Raw genomic sequence first — 23613 nt, forward strand, 5'->3', positions numbered from 1 at the left:
AATCACCCGAAACGCGGGAAAATCGTTCGCTATAGTCAATTACTACCTGTTTTTGCTCAAGTCATTGAGAACGGGAACTGACTGATGCGTCCTATCAAATGCAAAACACCGCGACGAACGATTTTTGTGATTGGGCAAATAATAACTGGAAGCTAACAATAGACAACGCGGTGTCGCTCAGCCACCAAATTGCATTGTTCAACATTTGTGGATTTGTTTTTGTGGACTCCGAAACTGATATCGCTACGCATCATTCGGCACGAATGCCCGAGTTTTTATCGCTGGTTAATCAATCTACGAAGACCGAGCTTTTTGAGAGCATAACCAATTGCTGGAACCAAGGGCAGGGTTTCACTCTGGCCACACTTAATCTGGACCATATCGTTAAGATGCGTCAGATGGATGAATTCCATTCAGCCTATATTGCGCATAGTCACGTCGTTGCCGACGGCAATCCGATTGTCTGGCTATCGCGCCTCGCGGGGCGCCTGATTGAACTAATGCCAGGCTCAGACCTAATTCAGCCTTTGACAAAACTGGCGGCGCAGCATGACGTACCCATTGCGCTATTAGGTGCAACACAAAGCACTCTGGACCGGGCGGCGGATCAACTGGAAAGAGATAACCCAGGGCTGCGTGTGGTTTCAAAGATCGCGCCGCCTTTCGGACTTGATCCCAATGGGGCCGAGGTTGCCAACTACCTTGAGGAAATCAAAGCAGCGCGAGCGCGCCTTTGTTTTCTGGCGCTTGGGGCGCCCAAGCAGGAAATACTGGCGGCGAGAGGTGCGCAAATTGTACAGGACTGTGGGTTTGTTTCAATTGGCGCAGGCCTCGATTTCATCGCGGGCAGCCAGGCCCGCGCGCCATTCTGGGTTCGCAAACTGGCTTTGGAATGGCTCTGGCGCATGGCCAACAATCCGGGACGACTAGCTGCACGATATGGGCGGTGTTTTGTGATTATGCCCAATCTGTTCTGGCAGGCATTGCGTGCGCGCCTAACTCGTTGACCATAGCGCTGAAAGATATGTCCTATGGACCAAAGCTCCACTGTGAGTTCCCATCCTCGGTCGCGATAGGTTTGAGCATATATGGAGCTACCGACTGCCTTTGCAGAGCGGGTTGCATTTCATCTTTCTCCCTCCCATGAAACCCGCTCGGATGTTTTCGGTAGTGATCGCTACTCGGTTGTTAAAGATTGCAGAACTCAACCTTCATTGCGTTTCCCGCGCGGAAATCCAATCCTGCTTCCGAAGCGCGCGGGTAAACGCACTCATGTTGCATAGATCGCCAAACTCGGTCCCAAGAGCTTTGTCCAAGAAACGCGCTTGACCGTCCATGGCGCGGGCAGTGGCTTGGCATAACCGTTGTTTCCAAGCAAATGATGGGTACTGGTTACTGTGATCCGAGTTTATGATCATGCGCGCGCCATATGCGCCATGGCCTCATTCGGTGTCCCGATACAGTCTTCAACATGCGGATGTAGGTAATGCCCGATACCCGAACTTGAGTGGGCTGCGTCATGCACAGCTCTTTGCGCATATGAAGCTAAGTCCTGTGTCGTTTGGCGGGCCCGCTGGTGTGGGGCTTTTGATTAGTAGGCATCAGACCCATCAAATGCACCAGCCGCCTGATCCGCGTGCGATTGACCAGGTGGACGTCGTTGCTTGAAGGTCAGGTCATTTGGTGGACGCCCAAGATGGGGTTCCCAGGAACTGATTATAGCTCTGGCATATAACCATCAGACTCAGCACCGTATCGTCTTTCAACGCTTCGAGGGTGACTTCCGTGTTGAAATCGGCGCTGTTGTTTTCTGTTTCGATATATCTGATCTCTTTTTTGTCGGAGATCAGCGGACAGCAAATCATCGCTTACCTTAGCCACAGAATTCCGACGGATAGCTCAGTACGGGCATCTGCACACCCCTCGTCATTGAAGAAGAGCTCCGATACGAGAGCCGTCTTCAGTAGCCGTACTTATCAAGTTTTTCAAGATAGCGGCATTTGTTAAGGACCACACCGAGCAGATTGCAACGCGTCGAAATCTCGTCCTTGCACTTCTCAAGTTCATCAGCCGAAGTGCTTTCTGCGGCCGCCACCAATAAAACGCAATCAATCTGATCGAGAAATGCAAACGTGTCGTCGCAGGCCAACATAGGGGCAGTGTCGAACAGCATAATGTCAGGATCATACCGCTCTTCCATCCGATCAATGACAAGGGCTGCGTCTTTGTCCTGAAGCAATTCGGCGGACTCTGAGACCGAATGGCTGTTCAACGCAAATGCAAGCTTTTCTTCGTAACACAAAATGTGATCTTCAGGCTGGCTTTCTCCTTCCAGGGCGCTGGCGAAGTTGCATTCATCGATCTGCAGCAGTTTGTGAACCGATGGATGGCGCAGATCGAGGTCGATCAACATTGACCGCGCATTGCGCTGTCGCGCGAAACTGAAAGCCAAATTCAGACACAGAGTTGTCTTTCCGCAGGCAGAACCAGGTGAAGTGATCGCAACCCGACGCCAGTTATTGCTTTGCATCTGGTGCATCATACGTGTGCGCAAAACGTCAAAGGGCGCAGAATCCGTGTTTGCCTCATGACCGAATACGCGCGCCCGCTTCAGCTGCTTCGGTTTCAAGTCATACTTGGGTAGATCAGCCCACGGCGTCTCTCTGAGCTGAACGGTCGCACCCTCGGCTTGATGCGACTCTATTGGAGTTGGGGCGGGCGTCTGTGCCTTGTCGCCAGTGTCAGATACACGGCGGGCTTCCCGGGCTTTCTGGATGGCAGTTTGAATACGTTCCATTGTCTTCGTGTCCCGTTATCCCAGATTCAGCCGCTCAAGCAGTTCTGTCGCGCCAAACTTTTCGGCAACTTTTTCGATAACAAGATCAAGTGGCAAGTAATAGATGTGAACAAAGTAGAGAGCCGCAGCCACCCCAACGATGGGCAGGCACAGACCAGCAAAAATCATGCTACGCCGAAGAGCGATCTCGCGCCGTGTCCACATGTACGGCACTGTCCCAAAGACAGGCACACCAAGACGAGCAGAGATATCGGCAGGCCTGCGTACGGTAGAGTTGAGAATCTCAAGCAACACAAATAAACCACCCGCAATTGCGATACCGGCCGCCATGCCGATCGCAGCAACTTTCTTGCGACTTGGCTCCGCCGGGAATATCGGTACCACCGCAGGCTCTGTTACTGTGATGCGCTGACCCCGAGACTGTGCCTCGATCTGATCGCCTGTCCGTGCTTCGGCAAGGCTGGCGGTTGCTTGGGTATATTGCAGTCTCAGATTGTCATAATCTCGCTCGAGCGTCCCAAGAGCAATTGCATTTGTTGGTGTGGCTTCGATGGATTGTGCCAGCATCTGCAGTTCGGCTTCTATGTCGACCCTTTGAGCCTCGATAAACTCAATTTGACCATCAATGTCCGAGACCTGCAGATCGAAGGCTGTAAAGTTTGGTGCTGTCTCGGTCCCAAGGCCCAACTGGATATTCGCGGCCTCCAAAGCCGCGATCTGACCATCTAGAGACCGAATGCGTGGGTGATCAGATGAATAGATGACCAAAGCCGAGGCGCGTTCGTCCTGCAACTGCCTTAGTCGGCGCTGTTCCGGTGTCAGACTTTCTCCGGCCAGATCCGAGCGCCCGGTCCGCTCGTAGATTTCCACAAGCCGCGCACGGCGGTCACGCAGCCCTGACAGTTCGCGATCCAACTGCAGCATCCTTTCCTGCAGCGAAGATTGTCTTTCACGGCTATATGTCAGGCTCTCAGGCAATGCGTCTTGATGGGCTTCTTTAAACTCAAGAATCTTGTGGCCTTGCTCCGCCAGCTCGCCATCCAAGCGCGCAACTTCCTGTACAAAGAAATCCAGCGTCTTCGCCGCGACGTCTGTGCGCATTTCAACATTTTCCTGCAGAATCTGCGTTACCAGTTCATTGGTGACCTCGGCCGAGACCTCGGCGTCTGATGCTGCAAAGGAAACCGTAACGAACGCCGCCTGGTTGAGGGTATTGAAGGGTAGCTCAAGTTCAATTCGCTCTTCCATATCCCAGACGATTTCGTCGTCCGTTAGTTCAGACTGGCCATCATGCACCGCGAAACGGCGCGATAGGTCCAGCAAATTGGCCCGTGCCATGACCCGCTGTTGGATGATCTGTAGGATTTCGACGGCGCTGGCCTGTACTGTGGTCGATGCAAGATCGCCCGGAATCTGCGCAGATTCCACAACCAGCGTGGCCTGGGCCTTGAAAACAGGTGGCAAGGTGAATGCGGCGTACACCCCTCCAAGTGTGCAAAAAGCGATCACCGGGACAATGAAATAGAGTCTGCGCCAAACCAACGAGAGGTAGAACTGTATATCGTTCATCATGATGCCAGGCCGTCACTATCTGAAGTTGAACTCGCTGCGAAAAAGGCACCATCATTCAGAACCATTTCGACAGTGTGCCGCACAACGCGCTTCCGACCGCGTGTAAATGCATACACCATCGACAAGTCGCAAAGCTGGTTTACCAGCCGTGGTACACCCTTTGTCGTCTCGTAGATCAAATCTGTTGCAGCTGGGCTGAAGAAGTTACGTTCGGCCCCAGCAACATCCAGTCTGTGTGCCACGTATTTGCGTACCGTTTTCTTATCCATCACCCTCAGATGGAAACTCGAAGCTACACGCTGCGCGAACTGGCGCATCTCTGGACGTCGGATCATATCTTGCAACTCGGGTTGACCAACCAGGACCAGTTGCAACAACTCGTCCTTGTTCGAGTTAATGTTGGTGAACATTCGGAGCTCTTCCAGTGATTCCGGCGTTAGGTTCTGGGCCTCATCGAAAATCAGGATCACACGATACCCTTGGGCGTATTGTTCGATCAGGTGCGCCTGGAACGTGGCAAACAGATCAACATAGGTGGCAAGGGCAGGGGCGGGTTGATCAAGCGCCATTAACACCCAACGCAACAACTCACCACGATCACCATGCGCATTTGAAACCAGACCAATCTTCACGTCCCCGCCTACACTTTTCAGAAGATGGTGCAGCAGCGTTGTCTTGCCGGTTCCCACATCTCCGGTAATTAAGGTGATCGGTGCGCGCGTCAGGATCCCATACTCGAGCATGGTGTAGGCCTGAAGATGCGCTTGCGACCAGAAAATGAAATCCGGATCGGGCAGCAACGAAAACGGTCGCTCAGTCAACCCGAAATGAGCGGTGTAAATATCAAGCGAACTTTCAGGACCGCTTGGTGTATGGGTGGGCCGAACATTCAAATTTTCATACTCATCTGCGTGCGCTGACATCTCTGAACTCTCGAGTATTCCCATCATGGCACGGGACGTGATGCATGTTAGCGCTGCGCTCTGAATTACTGGTACTCTTTATACTGCATCTCGTAGTAAACGCGTGTGACTTAAGCCACAACTCAAAATGCATCGAGTACAGCGCTTATATGGACCATCGCTCTGACTCGATGGGACCGTTTGTTGCGAACCCGAATCCTTTGCTCGCGTGCCAGATTTCCCTTTCCGCTCAGCATAGCACAAGCCGAGAATGAGCAAAGGTGGTCGTTCAACCATTTGTTTTAAATCGCATTGCTCGTGTAAGGTGTCGCATAGTGATTACCACTGTGTTGATGAATTACTCTGACCTATAGCCAAAATCACTGAATTGAGAGCGCAGCTGGAAACGCCCCCTGAAGCGGTAGATGCTGTGTAAACAACTAAGCACTCTTTTGTGCGCGCAGTTCGAGATGGAAACAATCGGGCCCAATAGCGGCGATTGTGAATGTTGGCATATCACGCCAGTCGAATTGCATTCTGGCGCAAACAATTGCTGAACTTAGTAATTTTTGGTCAACTTTGTCGATTCTGAGTCTGATCCATTTCAACTGGGGCTGCGACTTGGCTTTTCTTTTTGACAGCAGAGGAGCCGGTGCTTACTCCCGTTACTACGGTGCGAGATTATCTCAAAAACCGCCGGAAGCGGGACCCAAAGACCTGCCGATAGGCTGTCACTAGATTACTGGGTGTTGTTGTATTTAGCTGCGATCGCCCGCAGTAAAGGTAATGAGTAAGAAGCCGATTGGAGTGTATTTGACCATGGCGCAACAACCCGAAATCGGGATTCTAGGACATACTGGCTTTGTCGGGTCCACACTTGCGCGGGATCTGCCTGATGCATACGGATTCAACTCACGGACGGTGAAACACGCCGAAGGTCACCGATTTGGTACGCTATATTGCGCCGCCGCACCGGGATCGATGTTCGAAGCCAACAAGTATGCGGATCGCGATGCTCAGCGCATCGACACGCTGATTTCATCTCTATCGCAGATGCAGGCCGATAGATTTGTATTGGTTTCGTCCATTGCAGTCCTCGACTGCTTCGATGGTGGGTATACAGAAACGGATACGAATTTTCAGGAAACTGTCGCTTACGGAAGCAACCGGCGAAGGCTGGAGCAAGCTTGTCAGGCTCATTTCCCGCAGTGCCTTATCGTCCGTCTCCCTGCGCTTTTTGGGTCAGGTTTGACGAAGAACTTCCTGTTCGATTTGATGAACCCGATGCCAACCATGCTGAACGCAGCCACCTATGAGATGCTGGAAATCCAGCTTCCTAAATCGTTGGCTCCGGCCTTGGACATGATCTATTCCTTCAATGACGCGATAGGGATGTATGTGATTGATCGTGCAGCATTGGCGGGATTGCGAGACCATGCTGCTCTGACCGCAGAGGCCGATGGAATTGGAGTCAACGCGGTCATGTTTCACAATCGTGAAACGACATATCAGTTTTATGAAATGGCTCGGCTGAAACAAGATATCGACCGCGCCTTGGATGCTGACTTGGATGTTTTGCACCTCGCGCCGGAACCACTTGTGACATCTGACATTTATCGCGCGCTCTTGGGGGGTGAAATGCCCGAAACCAACGGGAAGCTTCACAAAGAGGATATGCGCACCCGTTATGCACCACTTTTTGGGCAAAAAGGCCCCTACAATCGCAGTGCAGATGATGTTCTGGCTGCACTGACCGCCTTCTTCACCGCCTCGAGGGAGAGTTAGGCCATGCAGTTTGCTGTTTCCAATATCGCCTGGTCTGCTGCTGATCGTCTAAAGGCATACGCTAGGCTCCAAGCGGCCGGGATCACTGGGCTTGAAATCGCGCCTGGCCTGTTGTTCGCGACTGCCGATGATCCATTCGAACCAACCGATACACAGATCGCGTCTGTCCAGAGCGAACTAAATGAGTTCGGCCTGTCACTGGTATCGATGCAATCTCTGCTGTTTGGCGTGGATGGGGCTGAACTATTCGGTGACGACGCCGGTCGCGCCGCTTTTGAGCGTGGATTGAGGCGTGCGATCACGCTGGCCGGTCGACTGGGAGTCCCAAATCTTGTGATGGGTTCGCCAAAGCAACGTCAGCGACCAGCGACCTTGAGCCCGAACGGAGCCATCGACAAAGCCATCGAATTTCTGACACCACTAGCGGATGCCGCCAAAGTCGAAGGCACCAAAATCGCGATGGAATGCAACCCGATCGAATACGGCACGAATTTTCTGACTACACCTGATGAAACGCTTGCTTTCGTAAAACGTGCTGATCATGCTGCAATCATGCTGAATTTTGACGTTGGTGCGACGCTGCTGACCGGCACATTTGATCACGTGCAAGATCAACTGATTGCCGCGGGCCCGGTATTGAACCATGTCCATATCAGCGAGCCGTTTCTGATGCCTGCGCCTGCCAAGCCGCAAGATACAGCACGTGTATTGCAAATCCTGCGCTCGCTAAAGTACCAGCACGCCGTTTCAATCGAAATGCGCCAACCCGAAGAGGGTCTGGCCGGTTTAGATGCATCGCTTGAAAATCTGTCTAGGGCACGCTGTGTGACCGGAGATGCCCGATGAGCGTTCCCAAGCTGCGTGACGACATACTTGTGTCTGTGTGTTTTACCGACGCCCACGCTCCTGACGCTGCGGTCCCTCAGATCACCAGAACAGCGGATTTGCTGACGAAAAACTACCGCTATTGGGAGATACTTGTCGTCAACGAAACCGGATACGATACCGCACTTGAAGAGGCGCTGGTTGCCGTTCCGAATGTTCGCTATTTGTCGGTGGTACACGGGCTGGACAACAGTCAGCGCCGCGTGATCGCCGCCTCGGAGGCGATCGGTGACTTTGTTGTCATAACTTCAGTAAATGAGGCAAGCAGCTTCAATATTCCCGCAATGATCGACGAAGCGCAGGACCGAAACGCAGTTATTCTTGGCCAGCGTAAAAAGGTACTCTTGGCGGAACCCTTCATTACCGTGCTGGGTCGCGCAAGCGGGTTTCAGGCCAGTACAAGCGACATGCAAACCACCACGGTTCCGCGCACTGTTCTGAACCGGCTGCTTACAGATGCGAACCCCGTGTTGGCCCTTCGCTTTCCGCCCCGAGACAACTCGCTGACGGTGCTACGGCGCAGACCCGATATCCCAGGTGAAGCTAAAGTTCTCGAGTCCAGCTGGAAGGGGCGCATGACCAGCAGATCCGACCTGCTGCTCCGGATGGTGACCGAAGCTGGGCCGTCGCTGCTTAGCGCTGTAGCTTTGTTCTCGGCTTTCATTTTTGTCAGTGCTGTGCTTTTTGCGATTTACGTAGTGACCATCTATCTGACCAAAGCTGATATTGCCGAGGGCTGGACCACGTTGTCACTGTCGATTTCGGGGATGCTCGCATTTTTGGGGGCTGCATTATTTGCCATCTGTGTCACGCTGCGCAAAGTGATGGAGATCATACGCGGCCGTACTATCGACTACCTGGTGGCTGAGCGGAGCTCGGTCGATCTCTTTGAAAGCGTGTCGAACGCATTGAATGTCGATACGGATGGAACCGAAAGCCAAGACGAGCGGCAAGAGGTCGCCCGGCAAACGCCATTAGGCCAAAAGCAATCCGCTGGTGGTGCGTCGTGACTTCTTCGCGACGTGTTAAGTATGTTGTGATCGGCGGCGGTTTCTATGGCTGCTGTCTGGCTTTGTTCTTGCGTTCAACAACGCAGGACGTCGTTTTGGTCGAGGCCGGCTCAGAGATTATGAGCCGGGCTTCGCGGGTCAATCAGGCACGTTTGCATTCGGGATTTCACTACCCGCGCTCGATGTTGACTGCCTTAAAATCGCGTAAGCTTTGCCAGCAGTTTGCGACCGATTTTCCTGATGCAATCGTGTCGGACTTTCAGATGCTGTATGCGGTGGCCCGTCAAAGGTCCAAGGTGTCAGCCAATCGATTTCACAAGATGTTTGAAAACATGAAGGCCCCAATCGCATTGGCATCGCGTCATGAAACGGCAATGTTTGATGGCGACCGGGTCGAAGCAGTTTTTCGCGCAGATGAGTTCGCGTTTGACTACTCGGTTTTGGCCAATCAACTTGCGGTGCGGATGGACGCGTTGGGGCTCGATCTAAGACTTGAAACCGAGGTTCTATCGATCGAAGATCGCCCGGACGCCCAGGCAGCGATCGTGCATATGTCAGATGGCAGCCAAATTCTTGCCGACCATGTCTTCAATGTAACCTATGCCCAGATCAATCATGTTCTTAGGCGGTCCGGGCTGCCGCTGGCGCGGCTAAAACACGAGATGACGGAAGTTGCGCTTGTTGACCCGCCTGACGAAATGCAAAACTATGCAGTTACAGTTATGGATGGTCCATTCTTTTCCCTGATGCCCTACCCGGCAGCGGGGAAATACTCGTTAACTCACGTACGCTATACTCCTCACGTCAGTTGGACAGATCAGGGAAAATCGGTTTCCCCCTATGAGGCATTTTCCCGGCTTGAACCGGCAAGCCGCCTCCGACACATGGTGCTGGATGCGGCGCGCTATTTGCCGTGTGTTGGCAGCATTACGAGCGGCGACTCTATCTATGAAATCAAAACCGTGCTTGTGAAGAATGAGGTTGACGACGGGCGCCCAATTCTTGTCCACGAGGAACCCCGCGGGGGCAGGGTTACATCCGTGTTGGGGGGCAAGATCGACAACATTTACGATCTGTTTTCCCATCTTCGGGCGCGGCATGTCGCCTTAAAGAATGCAGATTTCAGGTATATTCTTTCTGGAAGGTCCGGATATGTCTCGGAATCGGCGTGAGCTCTTGCGATATGCTACCACGGTGGGGCTGGGCCTTGTCGTCGATCTTGCCGCCGCGCGGAGCGCGTTGGCGCTTGGTTTGCCGCTTGAACTATCCGCCGTGATAGGTGTTGCCTCAGGGGCCGTCTTTAACTTTTTCGTTCTCGATCGTTGGACGTTTGCAGGTCAGAAAGCCAGGGGCGCCCGAGCGCGCCGAATGCGCTATCTGGGGGCTCTCGCTGTTACGATGGCTGTCCGGGCCGCGGCGGTATGGGGCCTGGTCGCCTTATTGCCGGCACAAACGCCACCCATGGTCGTTCTTTGTCTGGCTGTAGGCGTATCGTTCGTCGTCAACTTTTTACTTTCGAAACATTGGGTTTTTCAGTTCAGTGAACAGCCTTAATCAACACCCGGAGAATGTTTGAATGCACCCTGGTTCAGACACCGCAATTCAAGACAACGCTTCGTCGCGAGGCGCTGGTTCCGACACCAACTGGCAGGTCCCGGAATTCGATATTCTGGAACTAGGCCCAAAACGATACGAATTTGTCCTGGTCATACCGGTCCTGAACGAGGGGGAGCGAATTCAAGGACAATTGCGCACCTTGAGCGGTCTGGACCATCCGATTGATATCATTATTGCCGATGGGGGCTCGACCGACGGATCGCTGGAACCGGATTTTCTGCGGGCGGTGGGTGTTCGAGCGCGACTGACCAAAACAGGGCCTGGAAAACTAAGCGCGCAACTTCGCATGGCTTATGCTTGGGCGCTAAAACAGGGGTACCAAGGTATTGTCACCGTGGACGGAAACGGGAAGGACGGGATGGACGCAATCCCCCTATTTTTGCATAAAATGCGCGATGGCTACGACTATGTGCAGGGATCGCGTTATCACTCGGATGGCGCTCATGAAAACACACCCCTTGAACGTACAGTGGCAAACCGGATGATCCACGCCCCGATGCTGAGCTTGGCCTCGGGCACAAAGTTAACAGACACCACAAATGGTTATCGTGCCTATTCTGCGCGGTTTCTGTTGGACCCTGCAGTGCAACCTTTTCGCGACGTATTCAAAGCTTACGAACTTTTGTTCTATCTTAGCGTGCGCGCAGGCCAACTGGGTCTGCGAGTCACCGAAGTGCCGGTGTCGCGCAGCTATCCCAGCAGCGGTAAAACCCCGACCAAAATCGCGGGTTTCTCTGGCAAGCTAAAAATTCTTCAACAAACAATGGCTGCGGCACTTGGGCGGTTTTCACCTAAAGACTGACGGGATGGAGCCACAGCTTAGGAATCCTTAAATCTATCGCATGATGCGCGGTACCGGTACCGGCAAGCATCTAGGTACAACTGCCGCCTTGGATCGAATACGTTTCAAAGCTCGTCACGAGTCAAGGATTGGTGGGTAAGAGCACTTGGCAATCCAAGCCGATTTCGATCAAATCAGTGGTTAAGTTCGGTCGATCGTCTGTTTCACCACATAGGCCTCAGAGCTTTGCAAGGATATGGGTTTTGCGGTGGCCCCTCTGACACTCTTTTCAGAGCCGTTAGATGAACTCTTGCAAGACTGGAACGCGCCAGAGTAATTCTATGGCCGGCTCGCGCCTATTTTTCAGGCACTTCCGATCGCCTCTAGCCTCAGCTTAACAAAAAGATATCTGGATCGTTGACGCCCAATCTTTTTTCTCTCCCGGGGCAGGTAAGCCACGATCTGGTACGACCCGAAGAGCGAGGACACAGTTAACACACTGTAAATCAACAGGATAGGCGATCGGTGTTTTCTGTTTTTACCCTGCCATCAGTACGAAATCATTGTGTCAACAGGCACGATCACACCCTGAATGCTCCGGCGATTAGCTAACATATCCGCTCGCCGCAAACCCGCGCATGTTGCATCTGGAACTCCGCGAAAAAAACAAAAGCAATGCGTTGACAACCAATTTCTAAAAATGCAACCAATTGCATATTGGTTATCCGAAAAGGTTGAAATCCGTGCTCAAGCAAAGCTCCGGCACTGAGGATGGCGCTCAAGCCGCGATCCTGAAGCTAACGGCTTTTAGCCTGTCGTTTCGCGGCCAGCCCGCGCCTGCTGTGGACGCGCTGGACCTTTCGGTGTCGGCGGGTGAGACCCTCTGCATCGTGGGAGAATCCGGATGCGGGAAATCGGTGACGGCAATGGCGCTGATGGGGTTGCTGCCGCGCGATATCATCGACATCCCCTCGGGGCAGCTGGAGTTTGAGGGCCGCACCTATGACCTGCGCACCGAGCAGCTGGACGCGGAAACCCGGGGCGACCGGATGGCGATGATCTTTCAAGAGCCGATGACCTCGCTCAACCCGGCGTTCAGGATTGGCGATCAGATTACCGAGGCTGTTCTGCATCACCGCAATAGCAGCCGATCCGAGGCCGCAGAAAGTGCTTTGGCCATGCTGCGCCGGGTCGGGATTCCGGCACCCGAGCAGCGTTTGAACGAATATCCGCACCAATTGTCCGGCGGAATGCGACAACGCGTGATGATTGCTATGGCGCTGATTAACAACCCGTCGCTGCTGATAGCGGATGAGCCGACGACGGCGCTGGACGTGACTATTCAGGCGCAAATCCTTGATCTGATCCGCCAACTTCAGGCTGAGACGGGGATGGGGGCGCTGTTCATTACCCATGATCTGGGCGTGGTCGCGGAAATCGCGACAAACGTGGCGGTCATGTATGGCGGGCAGATCGTTGAAAGCGGCCCTGTAGATGCCGTGTTCGATGATCCGCAGCACCCTTATACGATCGGACTCATGAGCTCGGTACCGCGGATGACGGGATCTCGGGATCGGCTGATCACTGTGCCCGGAACCGTGCCGTCACTGGCTGATATGCCCAAAGGGTGCCGGTTCCGGACGCGCTGTCCCTTTGCCACCCCGGACTGCGCCGAACGTCCGATCTTGTCCCAGATGGGGCAGGGGCACGCCGTCGCCTGCCACTATGCTCCGCTGGAACAGCTCAAGGGGGTCAAATGCGCGATGTAATCCTTGAGGCGCGGGACCTCACACGTCATTTCACCCTGGGCACTGGGCTTTTTGAGCGCAAAAGCGTTGTGCGCGCCGTAGATGGCGTTTCCTTAACCATCCGCACCGGTGAAACCTTTGCCATTGTCGGAGAGTCCGGTTGCGGTAAGTCGACCCTTGCGCGTCTGCTGATGCGGCTGGACCGGCCGACATCCGGTCAGGTTCTGTTCGATGGGCAAGAGGTGCAGGACCTGCCTCGCCGGGATATGGCCCCGCTGCGCCAACAGATGCAATTTGTGTTTCAGGACCCGTTCTCATCTCTGAACCCGCGCATGACGGTGGGCAAGCTGGTCGGCGAACCGCTTGAAGTACACGCGCCCGAACTTGACGAAGGCGCGCGCCGCCAAAAGGTTGCGGCGCTGTTGGCGCAGGTTGGGCTTTTGCCGGATCACGCCAATCGCTATCCGCACGAGTTTTCAGGTGGTCAGCGCCAGCGCATCGGCATCGCCCGCGCGCTGGCCTCGGGGCCGCGCTTGCTGATCGGGGATGAGCCGGTATCGGCACTGGATGTGTCGGTGCAGGCGCAGGTTGTCAATCTGCTGAACGACCTGAAGCAGGATCTGGACCTGACGCTGGTCATCATCGCGCATGATCTGGCCGTTATCCGGCATATGAGCGATCGGATTGCCGTCATGTATCTGGGTCAGGTTGTGGAAACCGGCCCCGCTGATCAGGTTTTTGAACAGCCGCGCCATCCGTATACGCATGCTTTGTTGTCGGCGATCCCTGAACCCGAGCCGGGACGCGCGCGAGAGCACATGGTATTGAACGGCGAAACACCCAGCCCGTCATCTCCGCCCGCCGGGTGCCGGTTCCATACCCGCTGCCCGTTTGCACAGGACAATTGCCGGACAACTGCGCCGGTTCTGGACGCGGCAGATGCCGACCATCACGTCGCCTGCCACCATTGGAAAACCATACCAGAGGCCGGAAAACCGGCCCCGCCCCGACGCCGCAGCGCCGGAGCAGAAGAGCGGTTCGCGCTGTATCGCGCGGCTGTCCAAACTCCCCAGGCTTCTGCCACCCACAGAGAGGAAACATCATGAATGCCTTCAAAACCGGCCTTCTTGCCGGCCTTCTGAGCGCCACCGCGCTGTCCGTCCAAGCGGCGGACCTACGCATCGCCTTGCAATCGGATGCCGATGTGCTGGATCCTGATCAGTCACGCACTTTCGTCGGGCGGATCGTTTATGCTTCGCTGTGTGACAAGCTGGTCGACATAACCCCAGATCTGGAACTGATCCCACAGTTGGCAACCGGCTGGGAGTGGAGCGAGGACGGCAAGTCCCTGACCATGACCCTGCGGGAAGGCGTCGTGTTCCATGACGGCACGCCGTTCAATGCGCAGGCGGTGGCGGACAATATAGACCGCTCGCAGAACCTTGAGGAATCGCGCCGCAAGTCCGAGTTGAAATCTGTGACCGGCGTCGACGTGGTGGATGACTACACCGTCCGCTTCAACATGGCTGCACCCGATGCGACGCTGCTGGCGCAATTTGCCGACCGGTCAGGCATGATGGTTTCGCCGACTGCGGCCAAGGCAGCAGGTGCGGATTTTGGCCTCAACCCGGTCTGCTCTGGCCCGTTCAAGTTCAAGGAACGTGTGGCGCAGGACCGTATCGCGCTTGAGCGGTTCCCGGACTACTGGAATGCGGACGAGATTCATTTCGACAGCGTCACCTTCCTGCCGATTCCCGATACCACCGTGCGTCTTGCGAACCTGCAGTCGGGTGACATCGACATGCTGGAACGTCTGGCCGCGACCGATCTGGGGCAGGCCAACGATGACAGTGGCATCAATGTCGAAAGTGCTGTTTCACTGGGGTATCAGGGCATTACCATTAACGTGAACAATGGCGAAAAGGGCGACAACCCCTGGGGTAATGACAAACGCCTGCGTCAGGCGCTGAGCTATGCGCTGGACCGTGATGCGATCAACCAGGTCGTCTTTGAGGGCGCCTTCGCGCCGGGTAACCAGCCCTTCCCACCGACCTCTCCGTGGTATGATACCGATCACCCGGTACCTGCGCGCGATGTGAAAAAGGCCAAGGCTCTGCTGGCCGAAGCAGGTTTCCCGGACGGGATCGATTTGGAAGTTCAGGTGCCAAACACCACCGTTCCGCTGCAGCTGATGCAGGTCGTGCAGGCTATGGCAGCCGAGGCCGGGATCAATATCGAAATCACGTCCAAGGAATTCGCCACCCTGCTGGCCGATCAAAGCGCCGGGGACTATCAGGCCAGCCAAATCGGATGGTCGGGCCGCGTGGACCCCGATGGCAACATCCACCAGTTCATGACCACTGGCGGCGGCATCAATGACAGCCACTATTCGGATCCGAAAGTGGACGAGATGCTGAACAACGCCCGCGCCTCGACCGATTTTGATGCCCGCAAGGCGGAATACGACAACGCACGCGATATCCTCGCGCAGGATATGCCCATCGTTTACCTCTATCACCAGACATGGATCTGGGCGCTGGATGATGGCCTCAAAGGTTTCACACCCTACCCCGACGGCATGATCCGTCTGGAAGGCGTGACGCTGGAGAAATAAGCCACTCACCCCCCCGCCCGGTCCTCCAGCCGGGCGGGTATCCTTGACCGAAAGCCCTGATCCCATGCTGTCTTTCATCCTGCGCCGCATTCTGATTGCGATCCCGACGATCCTGCTGATCTCGATATTCGTGTTTAGCCTGCAAAAGCTGCTGCCCGGCGATCCGGTCCTTGCCATGGCAGGTGAGGAACGCAACCCCGAAGTGCTGGAATTCCTGCGCGAGAAATATCGCCTGAACGATCCGATCCCCGTGCAATATCTGACATGGGTCGGCAATGCGCTACAGGGCGATCTGGGGATTTCGCTGCGGACCAATCAGCCGGTGACGGAACTGATCGCGGAAAAGCTGCCAGTGACAATCCAGCTTGCGATCATGGCGATCCTGTTTGCGCTTGTGATCGGGATACCGGCTGGCATTTTGTCGGCGGTCAAGAAAGGGACTGTCACGGATTATGTGGCCAATATCGTGGCCCTGTCCGGACTGTCGATTCCGAATTTCTGGCTAGGAATCATGCTGATCCTGCTGGTTTCCGTGAAGCTCAACCTGTTGCCAGCCTCAGGCTATGTGCCCTTGTCCGAGGACCCGGTGAAATCCATTACTACCATGCTGATGCCCGCCTTTGTACTGGGCACCGCGCTGGCCGCGACACTGATGCGGCATACGCGGTCGGCCATGCTGGGCGTGCTCAAGTCCGACTATGTGCGCACCGCCCGCGCCAAGGGTCTGCATGAACGTCGCGTGGTCCTGAAACACGCCTTCCGCAACGCGCTGACGCCGATTGTCACGCTGACCGCGCTGCTGTTCGGAGAACTGATCGCAGGGGCCGTCCTGACCGAGCAAATCTTTACCATCCCCGGCTTCGGCAAGATGGTCGTCGACGCCGTCTTCAACCGCGATTACGCCGTGGTGCAGGGCATCGTGCTGGTCACAGCCGTGGGGTTCATATTCATGAACCTTCTGGCTGACGTGGCTTACGTGCTGCTGAACCCCCGTCTGAGGAACGCCTGACATGGCCCTAGCCGATCCTATCCTCGCGCGCCGTCCCGAAAATCGGGTCTGGAAGAAATTCCGCACCCACAAGAGCGCCATGCTGGGTGGCGTGCTGGTCACGTTCTTCGTGCTGATCGCCCTTCTGGCCCCGATCCTGCCCGTGCCCGACCCGGCGGCCACCGACTGGGGCGCGGTGCGCAAAGCGCCCACTGCTGCGCATCCGTTTGGCACGGATGAGATCGGACGGGATGTGCTGTCGCGGATGATCTGGGGCGCACAGGCGTCTTTGCTGGCGGGTGTCGTCTCGGTCGGGATCGCCGTGTTGCTGGGTGTTCCGCTGGGCATCGTCGCAGGTTATTTCGGCGGCTGGATCGATGCCATCATCTCGCGCTGTACCGAGGCGTTGCTGGCCGCGCCATTCCTGATCCTCGCCATCGCGCTGGCTGCGTTTCTGGGCCCGTCGCTGACCAATGCGATGATAGCCATCGGCCTGTCGGCGACACCGATCTTCATCCGCCTGACACGCGGTCAGGTCCTGTCGGTCAAGGCCGAAGACTACGTGACCTCGGCCCGCGCCATTGGCCTGCCGACCCCCAAAATCCTCACGCGGTATGTGTTTCCCAACGTGCTGCCGCCGGTGCTGGTGCAGGCAACACTAACCATCGCAACCGCCATCATTGCCGAGGCTTCGCTGTCCTTTCTCGGCCTTGGTCAGCAACCGCCAGCCCCAAGCTGGGGGTCGATGCTGAACACCGCTAAAAACTTCCTCAACCAGGCCCCGTGGATGGCCATGTGGCCGGGCATCGCGATCTTCCTCGTGGTGCTGGGGTTCAACCTATTGGGCGACGGGCTGCGCGATGCGCTGGACCCGCGCGAACATTGATTTCGGAGACGTAACATATGTCAGACTTCACCACCCGCCCCGAGATCCGAGGCACTTTCGGCGTCGTGACCTCGACGCACTGGATCGCCTCAGCCGTGGGGTTCGGTATTCTGGAAAAGGGGGGCAACGCCTTTGACGCCGCCGTCGCCACCGCGATGACCCTGCAAGTGGTTGAGCCGCATCTGAACGGCCCCGCAGGCGACATGCCAGCCATTTTCCACTCGGCCAAGACCGGCAAGACCGAGGTGCTATGCGCCCAAGGCCCCGCCCCCGCTGCCGCCACCATCGAGCACTACACCGGGCTGGGCCTGAACCTGATCCCCGGCTCGGGCCTGCTGGCCACGGTGGTTCCCGGCGCGTTTGACGGCTGGATGCTAATGCTGCGCGATCATGGACAACTGCCGCTGCGCGATGTCATGCAGCCCGCCATCGACTATGCGCGTGACGGCCACCCTGTGCTGCCGCGTGTGGCTCACACCATTGATGGCCTGTCCGACTTCTTCGAAGATGAATGGCCCAGTTCGGCCGAAACTTGGATGCCCAACGGACAGGCACCCGAACCGCACAGCAATTTTGCCAACCCCGCTCTGGCCGCAACTTATGAGCGTCTGGTTGCAGATGCGGAGGCCGCGCATGACGACCGAACCGAGCAAATCGATGCCGCCCGCCGCGCGTGGCGGCAAGGCTTTGTGGCGGATCGCATCTTTGACTATCTGGCCGACGCCAAGGTCATGGACGTCTCGGGACAGCGCCATGCGGGTGTGATGGCGCGCGCGGACATGGAAAACTGGCAGGCCACGTATGAAGACACGCTGACCTATGACTATCACGGCTGGACCGTCCACAAGACACAGGCCTGGAGTCAGGGGCCGGTGCTGCTGCAGACACTGGCCATTCTCAAAGGGATCGACCTTGGGTCGATGGACCCGAACGGGGCCGAGTTTGTGCATACGGTCATCGAAGCGATGAAGCTCGCCTATGCCGACCGCGAGGCCTATTACGGCGATCCCGACCATAGCGACATTCCGATGGCCTACCTGCTCAGCGACGCCTACGCTGCCGAGCGCCGCGCCATGATTAGCCCGGACGCCTCGCAAGAGCAACGCCCGGGTCGGGTGCCGGGGTTCGAACATCTGGCCGATGCCTATATCGCCCGCGCGGCACGGGATTTCTCGGCCAACACCGGGGCCAGCGCGGGTGAGCCAACCATGTCTCACCTGACAGAGAAACGCGGCGATACCGTGCATCTCGACGTGATTGATCGCTGGGGTAACATGGTTGCGGCGACGCCCTCGGGCGGGTGGCTGCAGAGCTCTCCGGTTGTTCCGGGGTTGGGCTTTCCGCTCAACAGCCGGGCGCAGATGTTCTGGCTGGAACCGGGCCTGCCGACCTCGCTTGCACCCGGACGCAGGCCACGTACTACGTTGACACCCAGCCTTGCGGAGAAGGACGGTGTGCGGCTGGTCTTTGGCACGCCCGGCGGCGACCAGCAGGATCAGTGGCAATTGATCTGGTTCCTGCGTTTCGTGCATTTCGGGCTGGAGCTGCAGGAATGCATGGACGCGCCGCTGTTTCATTCGATGCATTTTCAGGGCTCGTTCTATCCCCGGGCGGCGCAACCGGGTGAAATGATGATCGAGGAAACCTTTGGCGCGCCTGTGATCGAGGATCTGCGCGCGCGAGGCCACAAGGTTACCGTGGCTGAACCGTGGACGGTTGGTCGTCTCACAGCCGCACTTCGCGAACAAGACGGGACCTTACGCGCGGCGGCCACGCCGCGATTGATGCAGGCTTATGCAATAGGACGGTGACATGACATATTCCCTGATCGCAAAAGACCCCGAGACTGGCGCCATCGGCCTGATCGTGGCCAGCCGCTTCTTCGCCTGCGGTGCCCGGGTGCCATGCGTCGGCGCACGCAGCGCGATTGCTTCGCAGGCGTTTTCGAACCCGGTCTGGGGGACCGAAGGCCTCAGGCGCTTGGAAGCCGGAGAGGCCGCCCAGGCGGTGCTGGATGATCTCGTGGCGCGAGACTCGGGTCGCGCTGCGCGGCAGGCGCATCTGATCGACGCGCAGGGCAACTTCGCGGCCTATACCGGGGCGGATTGCGTCGACTGGGCCGGACACCGGATCGGTGCGGCGCATTCGGTTGCGGGTAACATGCTGGCCGGGCCGGACGTTGTCGACGCAACGTTTGAGACATATGCATCGGAAACCGCGCTGCCATTCCCGGAACGCCTTATGGCTGCGATGGAGGCGGGCGAGCGCGCAGGCGGCGACAAACGCGGCAAACAGGCCGCCGGAATGGTCATTCACCGTGGCCAGTCTCATGCCTGGCTGGACATGCGCAGTGACGACCACGCCGACCCGCTGTCCGAACTGCGACGGCTTTATGACGTGGCCAGCGAGCGTTACCTGCATTTCGCCGAAGCTATGCCGAGCGAGCAGAACTTCTCGGGTAATCCCGACCGGGCGGCTCTGGAAGATGCGATCGCGCGCGCGGATACCAAACGCCAGGCCGCGGGGCGGGTGAGCCGCTCGTTCGCCAGTGACCCTGCGTGATGTATGGGCGGGATTGACCTTTCGACCCTTGCGGCGCTGATCGCCATCGCCGGTGCCGCCGGCGTGTTTGGCGGTATTCTGGCTGGCTTATTGGGGGTCGGTGGGGGGATCGTCATCGTTCCGGCGCTTTATTTCGCTTTGTCTCTGACAGGCAGCGATCCGGCACTGACCATGCAGGTTGCGGTTGGGACGTCTCTGGCCACGATCGTGTTCACCGCGTTGTCGTCCAGCTGGGGGCACTACAAGCGTGGCGCACTGGACATGGCACTGCTGAAGCGCTGGGCTCCGGCAATCCTTGTGGGCGTCATCATCGGCGGGCTGCTGGGCGGGCTGGTCAGCGGCTACATTCTGGTCGCCGTGTTTGCGACCGTTGCCGCACTGGTGTCGCTGGACATGATTTTTCGCAAACCCTCTGACAATGGTCCACCGCGTAGTTTCTCGCCAAAGGTCTGGGCTGCGACCGGGATGTTTGCGGGGGCAATTTCGGCGATGATGGGGATCGGCGGTGGAACGGTCTGCGTGCCGGTCCTGAATTTTCTGGGCTATGACATTCGCCGCGCCGTTGGCACATCGGCGGCCATCGGGTTCGTGATCGGCCTGCCGGGGGCACTGATCTATGCAGCGACCGGGTTGGGGCAAACCGGATTGCCACCCTTTTCCATCGGCTATGTCAACTTGATCGCAGCGGCGCTGATCATTCCTCTGACGACCAGCTGCGCGCACATAGGCGTCCGCCTCGCACACACGATTTCGCAACGCGCCTTGCGTCTTGCTTTTGGCGCATTCCTGATGCTTACGTCGTTGCGCATGTTTTACGATCTGATCGGAGCGTTCTGACTTTGGGGAATTGTCCAACTGATACCGAGCTGACCACGGCCTTGCATTCCGGAATTGAGAACGGGGATTTCGTGAAGAACGGAAAACTCTTGCCTGAGCGCGCATTGGCCGACGCACTGGACGTAACGCGCGCCCGGATGCGCCGTATTCTGGATCAGCTGGAAGAAGATGGAACGGTGTTTCGCAGGCACGGGCAGGGGACTTTTGTCTCACCTCCGCCTGCGGTTGGTGCAAGCCCGTTCCGCGCGGTTGCGGCCAAAGTGATGCCCCGCGACGTCATGGAGGTTCGGCTTGAGATTGAACCCGCATTGGCAGCCTTGGCGGCGCAGCGGGCCACGACCAAGGAATTGCGAACGCTGGAACAACTTACACGGGCCACACTGGATGCCGCAGATACGCAGGCCTATGGGGTCGCGGATGATGTCTTTCACTACAAGATTGCCGAGTTGGCCCATAATCCGCTGTTTCTGACCGTGTATGATTCAATCCGCGCTGTGCGCAAGCAATCCGAATGGACCCGCCAGCGGGAAACGCATTATTCGTCGTCGACGCTGGTGCGTCTGGGCGAACAGCACGAGCAGTTGTTCAGCAGCATCGCATCGCGCGACAGTCAGGCAGCCGCAGAGGTCATGCAATCGCATCTGCTTTCGGTGTCCAGTGCAATGCTGCGGGACAGGACCTATGGGCAAAACCATAGCCTGACCGGGGATTAGGTGGCCCGCAGGGCCGTAAAAGGTTTGAGAGGCAACGATGCCCGCACTTTTCAGCAGTTTTCGCCTTCGCGGCGTGACCTTCAAAAATCGCATCGCCGTCTCCCCGATGAGCCAGTATCGCGCCGACGAAGGACGGGCCAATGACTGGCATCTCGTGCATCTGGGACGGTTTGCCATCGGCGGCGCGGCACTGGTTTATGCTGAGGCTACGGCGGTGACACGCGATGGGCGCCGCACACCTGGGGATCTGGGTCTGTGGGACGACGGTCAGATCGACCCGCTGCGACGTGTCAGCGATTTCATCACGCGCGAAGGGGCCGTGCCGGGCATCCAGCTCAGCCATGCCGGCCGCAAAGCATCCGAGCGACGGCCCTGGCATGGCGAGACGCCGCTGGACGAGGTGGACGCGTCCGAGCGCAAGGAAGACGCGTGGCCAGCCATCGCACCATCTGCCTTGCCTTACGCAGACGGTTGGCCGACTCCGCGTGAGATGACGGAAAACGATATCGAAACCGTCATTGCGGCTTTCGGGGCTGCCGCTCAGCGGGCCAGGCTGGCCAGGTTCAAAATGATCGAGGTCTATGCCGCGCATGGTTTTCTTGTGCATCAGTTTCTGTCCCCGATCACCAACCAGAGGGGCGACAAATGGGGTGGGAGCGCGGAGAACCGGATGCGGTTCGCGGTCGAGGTCGCGCGCGCCATTCGCCGGAATTGGTCCGATGAGCTGCCGCTGGCGTTTCGTCTGTCTGCGACGGATTGGCTCGAAGCTGGTCTGACCGTCGAAGACACGGTCGAGATCGCAAGGGCACTCAAGTCAGCGGGCGTCGACCTGATCGACTGTAGCTCGGGCGGGATCGGGGGCAAGGACAGACCGCAGCGGATGACCATCGCGCAGGGCTTTCAGGTACCGTTTGCTGCGCAAGTCAGGGCGCAGGCAGAAATCCCCACCATGGCGGTTGGCTTTCTTTGGGATCCAAAGATATGCAACGCGGCGATTGAACAGGGCGATGCCGACATGATCGCCCTTGCCCGAGAGCTGCTGGACGATCCCAATTGGCCGTTGCACAGTGCCGCCCAGCTTGAGGGAGACACCGGGCACGTACGCTGGCCAGTTGAGGCCGGCTGGTGGTTGATGAAACGCGACCGGCTGTTGTCCAAACTTGGTCTGCGCTCGGGCTGAGGGCTGCCGCACGAAATCCGCGCTGTGGCGCGCCGCCAATGAGAAGGAGCCTCAGATGGCGACCTTGTATCACGCACCGCTCACATGCTCATTGGCTGCCCGGTTTGCGGCGGCTGAGGCGCGTGTGGATCTGGATGTTACGCTTGTGAACCTGGCGACCCGAAAGACGGAAGACGGGGGATCGCTTTATGATATCAACCCGCTGGGTCAGGTCGCGGTTCTGGATTTGGGTGATGGAACAAAGCTGACCGAAACCTCAACCGTCATTGCCTGGATTCAATCACAGTCCAATGATGATCTTTTTCGGATCGATCCGTCTGATGCCGCATATTTTCAGATGCTACGCTGGCTGGCATTTTGCGCAACCGAACTACACAAGGGTTTGTTTCGCGTTGTGTTCTATCAGGAGGCCACGGACGAGGTGAAGGATCGGGTGCGCGGATTGGTGCCGTCTCGTTTCCAGCTACTCGATACTCATCTGAAAGATCGCGATTATCTTCTGGGGGACAGGTTTTCTGCCGCTGACGCTTATCTGGGATGGTTCTTCGTCCTATCCGGTTACGCCGATGTCAGTCATGCAGCGTTCCCTCACCTCGAAGCTTACCGCAAGCGCGTACTGGCCCGCGAGGCCATCGCCGCGTTGATCGAAGAAGACAAAGAGCTGAACCGCGCTATCAAACAGAACCTCTTTCGGGCTTAGGACACATCTGTCTGGTGAGGCGTTCGATTTCTCTTC

21 protein-coding genes are annotated in these 23613 nt (G+C 57.0%); 18 read left to right on the top strand and 3 right to left on the bottom strand.

Annotated features, from left to right (window positions below; translation table 11 throughout):
• The first annotated feature begins 98 nt into the window (after positions 1 to 98).
• Complete coding sequence (locus tag ACR0KM_RS06490; protein WP_480858406.1) at positions 99 to 1007, top strand: WecB/TagA/CpsF family glycosyltransferase; 909 nt, start codon at positions 99 to 101, stop codon at positions 1005 to 1007.
• 953 nt (positions 1008 to 1960) lie between these two features.
• Here the strand turns inward: ACR0KM_RS06490 and ACR0KM_RS06495 are convergent.
• Genes ACR0KM_RS06495 through ACR0KM_RS06505 form a run of 3 tightly spaced genes read right to left on the bottom strand, consistent with a single transcriptional unit; the run spans position 1961 to position 5292 of the window.
• Positions 1961 to 2797 (bottom strand): CpsD/CapB family tyrosine-protein kinase, encoded by an 837-nt coding sequence (locus tag ACR0KM_RS06495; RefSeq protein ID WP_480821163.1) that lies wholly within the window; start codon positions 2795 to 2797, stop codon positions 1961 to 1963.
• Positions 2798 to 2812: 15 nt separating this feature from the next.
• Positions 2813 to 4369 (bottom strand): GumC family protein, encoded by a 1557-nt coding sequence (locus ACR0KM_RS06500; protein WP_480821161.1) that lies wholly within the window; start codon positions 4367 to 4369, stop codon positions 2813 to 2815.
• Positions 4366 to 5292, bottom strand: a complete 927-nt coding sequence (locus tag ACR0KM_RS06505) for an ExeA family protein (RefSeq protein WP_480821159.1) — start codon at positions 5290 to 5292, stop codon at positions 4366 to 4368. The genes ACR0KM_RS06500 and ACR0KM_RS06505 overlap by 4 nt, the downstream gene beginning before the upstream one ends.
• A 765-nt stretch (positions 5293 to 6057) precedes the next feature.
• Here ACR0KM_RS06505 and ACR0KM_RS06510 point away from each other — a divergent pair.
• From ACR0KM_RS06510 to ACR0KM_RS06590, 17 genes are all read left to right on the top strand, one after another.
• On the top strand, positions 6058 to 7056 hold the full coding sequence (locus ACR0KM_RS06510; RefSeq protein WP_480858408.1) for a hypothetical protein: 999 nt from the start codon (positions 6058 to 6060) through the stop codon (positions 7054 to 7056).
• Positions 7057 to 7059: 3 nt separating this feature from the next.
• Entirely contained in the window at positions 7060 to 7902 is an 843-nt protein-coding gene (locus tag ACR0KM_RS06515; RefSeq protein WP_480821155.1) for a sugar phosphate isomerase/epimerase family protein, read from the top strand.
• Between the two features lie 98 nt (positions 7903 to 8000).
• Positions 8001 to 8951: a hypothetical protein gene (locus tag ACR0KM_RS06520; RefSeq protein ID WP_480821153.1), complete on the top strand. Its 951-nt coding sequence runs from the start codon at positions 8001 to 8003 to the stop codon at positions 8949 to 8951.
• The gene (locus ACR0KM_RS06525; protein WP_480858410.1) at positions 8948 to 10123 is read left to right on the top strand and encodes an FAD-dependent oxidoreductase; all 1176 of its coding nucleotides are present in this window, start codon (positions 8948 to 8950) and stop codon (positions 10121 to 10123) included. The genes ACR0KM_RS06520 and ACR0KM_RS06525 overlap by 4 nt, the downstream gene beginning before the upstream one ends.
• On the top strand, positions 10104 to 10505 hold the full coding sequence (locus tag ACR0KM_RS06530; protein ID WP_480858412.1) for a GtrA family protein: 402 nt from the start codon (positions 10104 to 10106) through the stop codon (positions 10503 to 10505). The genes ACR0KM_RS06525 and ACR0KM_RS06530 overlap by 20 nt, the downstream gene beginning before the upstream one ends.
• 22 nt (positions 10506 to 10527) lie before the next feature.
• Entirely contained in the window at positions 10528 to 11370 is an 843-nt protein-coding gene (locus ACR0KM_RS06535; RefSeq protein ID WP_480821147.1) for a glycosyltransferase family 2 protein, read from the top strand.
• A 722-nt stretch (positions 11371 to 12092) separates the two neighbouring features.
• Positions 12093 to 13118 (top strand): ABC transporter ATP-binding protein, encoded by a 1026-nt coding sequence (locus tag ACR0KM_RS06540; protein WP_480858414.1) that lies wholly within the window; start codon positions 12093 to 12095, stop codon positions 13116 to 13118.
• A complete protein-coding gene (locus ACR0KM_RS06545; RefSeq protein ID WP_480821143.1) occupies positions 13106 to 14203 on the top strand; it encodes an ABC transporter ATP-binding protein in 1098 nt (365 codons plus the stop codon). Before ACR0KM_RS06540 ends, ACR0KM_RS06545 begins: the two co-directional genes overlap by 13 nt.
• The gene (locus ACR0KM_RS06550; protein WP_480858416.1) at positions 14200 to 15711 is read left to right on the top strand and encodes an ABC transporter substrate-binding protein; all 1512 of its coding nucleotides are present in this window, start codon (positions 14200 to 14202) and stop codon (positions 15709 to 15711) included. The genes ACR0KM_RS06545 and ACR0KM_RS06550 overlap by 4 nt, the downstream gene beginning before the upstream one ends.
• 43 nt (positions 15712 to 15754) lie before the next feature.
• Positions 15755 to 16720 (top strand): ABC transporter permease, encoded by a 966-nt coding sequence (locus ACR0KM_RS06555; protein WP_480858418.1) that lies wholly within the window; start codon positions 15755 to 15757, stop codon positions 16718 to 16720.
• Between the two features lies 1 nt (position 16721).
• Positions 16722 to 17585 carry an ABC transporter permease gene (locus ACR0KM_RS06560; RefSeq protein WP_480821137.1) on the top strand — a complete coding sequence of 288 codons (864 nt, stop codon included), beginning with the start codon at positions 16722 to 16724 and terminating at the stop codon, positions 17583 to 17585.
• A 17-nt stretch (positions 17586 to 17602) separates the two neighbouring features.
• Entirely contained in the window at positions 17603 to 19396 is a 1794-nt protein-coding gene (locus ACR0KM_RS06565) for a gamma-glutamyltransferase family protein (protein ID WP_480858420.1), read from the top strand.
• A gap of 1 nt (position 19397) precedes the next feature.
• The gene (locus ACR0KM_RS06570; RefSeq protein WP_480858422.1) at positions 19398 to 20147 is read left to right on the top strand and encodes a DUF1028 domain-containing protein; all 750 of its coding nucleotides are present in this window, start codon (positions 19398 to 19400) and stop codon (positions 20145 to 20147) included.
• 3 nt (positions 20148 to 20150) lie between these two features.
• Entirely contained in the window at positions 20151 to 20984 is an 834-nt protein-coding gene (locus tag ACR0KM_RS06575; RefSeq protein ID WP_480821131.1) for a sulfite exporter TauE/SafE family protein, read from the top strand.
• Positions 20985 to 21025: 41 nt separating this feature from the next.
• Positions 21026 to 21697 (top strand): FadR/GntR family transcriptional regulator, encoded by a 672-nt coding sequence (locus ACR0KM_RS06580; protein WP_480858424.1) that lies wholly within the window; start codon positions 21026 to 21028, stop codon positions 21695 to 21697.
• Between the two features lie 37 nt (positions 21698 to 21734).
• Positions 21735 to 22877, top strand: a complete 1143-nt coding sequence (locus tag ACR0KM_RS06585) for an NADH:flavin oxidoreductase/NADH oxidase (RefSeq protein ID WP_480858426.1) — start codon at positions 21735 to 21737, stop codon at positions 22875 to 22877.
• A 55-nt stretch (positions 22878 to 22932) separates the two neighbouring features.
• The gene (locus tag ACR0KM_RS06590; RefSeq protein ID WP_480858428.1) at positions 22933 to 23577 is read left to right on the top strand and encodes a glutathione binding-like protein; all 645 of its coding nucleotides are present in this window, start codon (positions 22933 to 22935) and stop codon (positions 23575 to 23577) included.
• The last annotated feature ends 36 nt before the right edge of the window (positions 23578 to 23613 follow it).

The sequence above is a fragment of the Ruegeria sp. G10 genome, assembly GCF_056533645.1.

Excerpts from the sequence above, each read along its gene's own strand:
- ACR0KM_RS06490 (WP_480858406.1), top strand. The coding sequence starts at position 99 with ATGCAAAACACCGCGACGAACGATTTTTGTGATTGGGCAAATAATAAC.
- ACR0KM_RS06495 (WP_480821163.1), bottom strand. The coding sequence starts at position 2,797 with ATGGAACGTATTCAAACTGCCATCCAGAAAGCCCGGGAAGCCCGCCGT.
- ACR0KM_RS06500 (WP_480821161.1), bottom strand. The coding sequence starts at position 4,369 with ATGATGAACGATATACAGTTCTACCTCTCGTTGGTTTGGCGCAGACTC.
- ACR0KM_RS06505 (WP_480821159.1), bottom strand. The coding sequence starts at position 5,292 with ATGTCAGCGCACGCAGATGAGTATGAAAATTTGAATGTTCGGCCCACC.
- ACR0KM_RS06510 (WP_480858408.1), top strand. The coding sequence starts at position 6,058 with ATGAGTAAGAAGCCGATTGGAGTGTATTTGACCATGGCGCAACAACCC.
- ACR0KM_RS06515 (WP_480821155.1), top strand. The coding sequence starts at position 7,060 with ATGCAGTTTGCTGTTTCCAATATCGCCTGGTCTGCTGCTGATCGTCTA.
- ACR0KM_RS06530 (WP_480858412.1), top strand. The coding sequence starts at position 10,104 with ATGTCTCGGAATCGGCGTGAGCTCTTGCGATATGCTACCACGGTGGGG.
- ACR0KM_RS06535 (WP_480821147.1), top strand. The coding sequence starts at position 10,528 with ATGCACCCTGGTTCAGACACCGCAATTCAAGACAACGCTTCGTCGCGA.
- ACR0KM_RS06545 (WP_480821143.1), top strand. The coding sequence starts at position 13,106 with ATGCGCGATGTAATCCTTGAGGCGCGGGACCTCACACGTCATTTCACC.
- ACR0KM_RS06550 (WP_480858416.1), top strand. The coding sequence starts at position 14,200 with ATGAATGCCTTCAAAACCGGCCTTCTTGCCGGCCTTCTGAGCGCCACC.
- ACR0KM_RS06560 (WP_480821137.1), top strand. The coding sequence starts at position 16,722 with ATGGCCCTAGCCGATCCTATCCTCGCGCGCCGTCCCGAAAATCGGGTC.
- ACR0KM_RS06565 (WP_480858420.1), top strand. The coding sequence starts at position 17,603 with ATGTCAGACTTCACCACCCGCCCCGAGATCCGAGGCACTTTCGGCGTC.
- ACR0KM_RS06570 (WP_480858422.1), top strand. The coding sequence starts at position 19,398 with ATGACATATTCCCTGATCGCAAAAGACCCCGAGACTGGCGCCATCGGC.
- ACR0KM_RS06575 (WP_480821131.1), top strand. The coding sequence starts at position 20,151 with ATGGGCGGGATTGACCTTTCGACCCTTGCGGCGCTGATCGCCATCGCC.
- ACR0KM_RS06585 (WP_480858426.1), top strand. The coding sequence starts at position 21,735 with ATGCCCGCACTTTTCAGCAGTTTTCGCCTTCGCGGCGTGACCTTCAAA.
- ACR0KM_RS06590 (WP_480858428.1), top strand. The coding sequence starts at position 22,933 with ATGGCGACCTTGTATCACGCACCGCTCACATGCTCATTGGCTGCCCGG.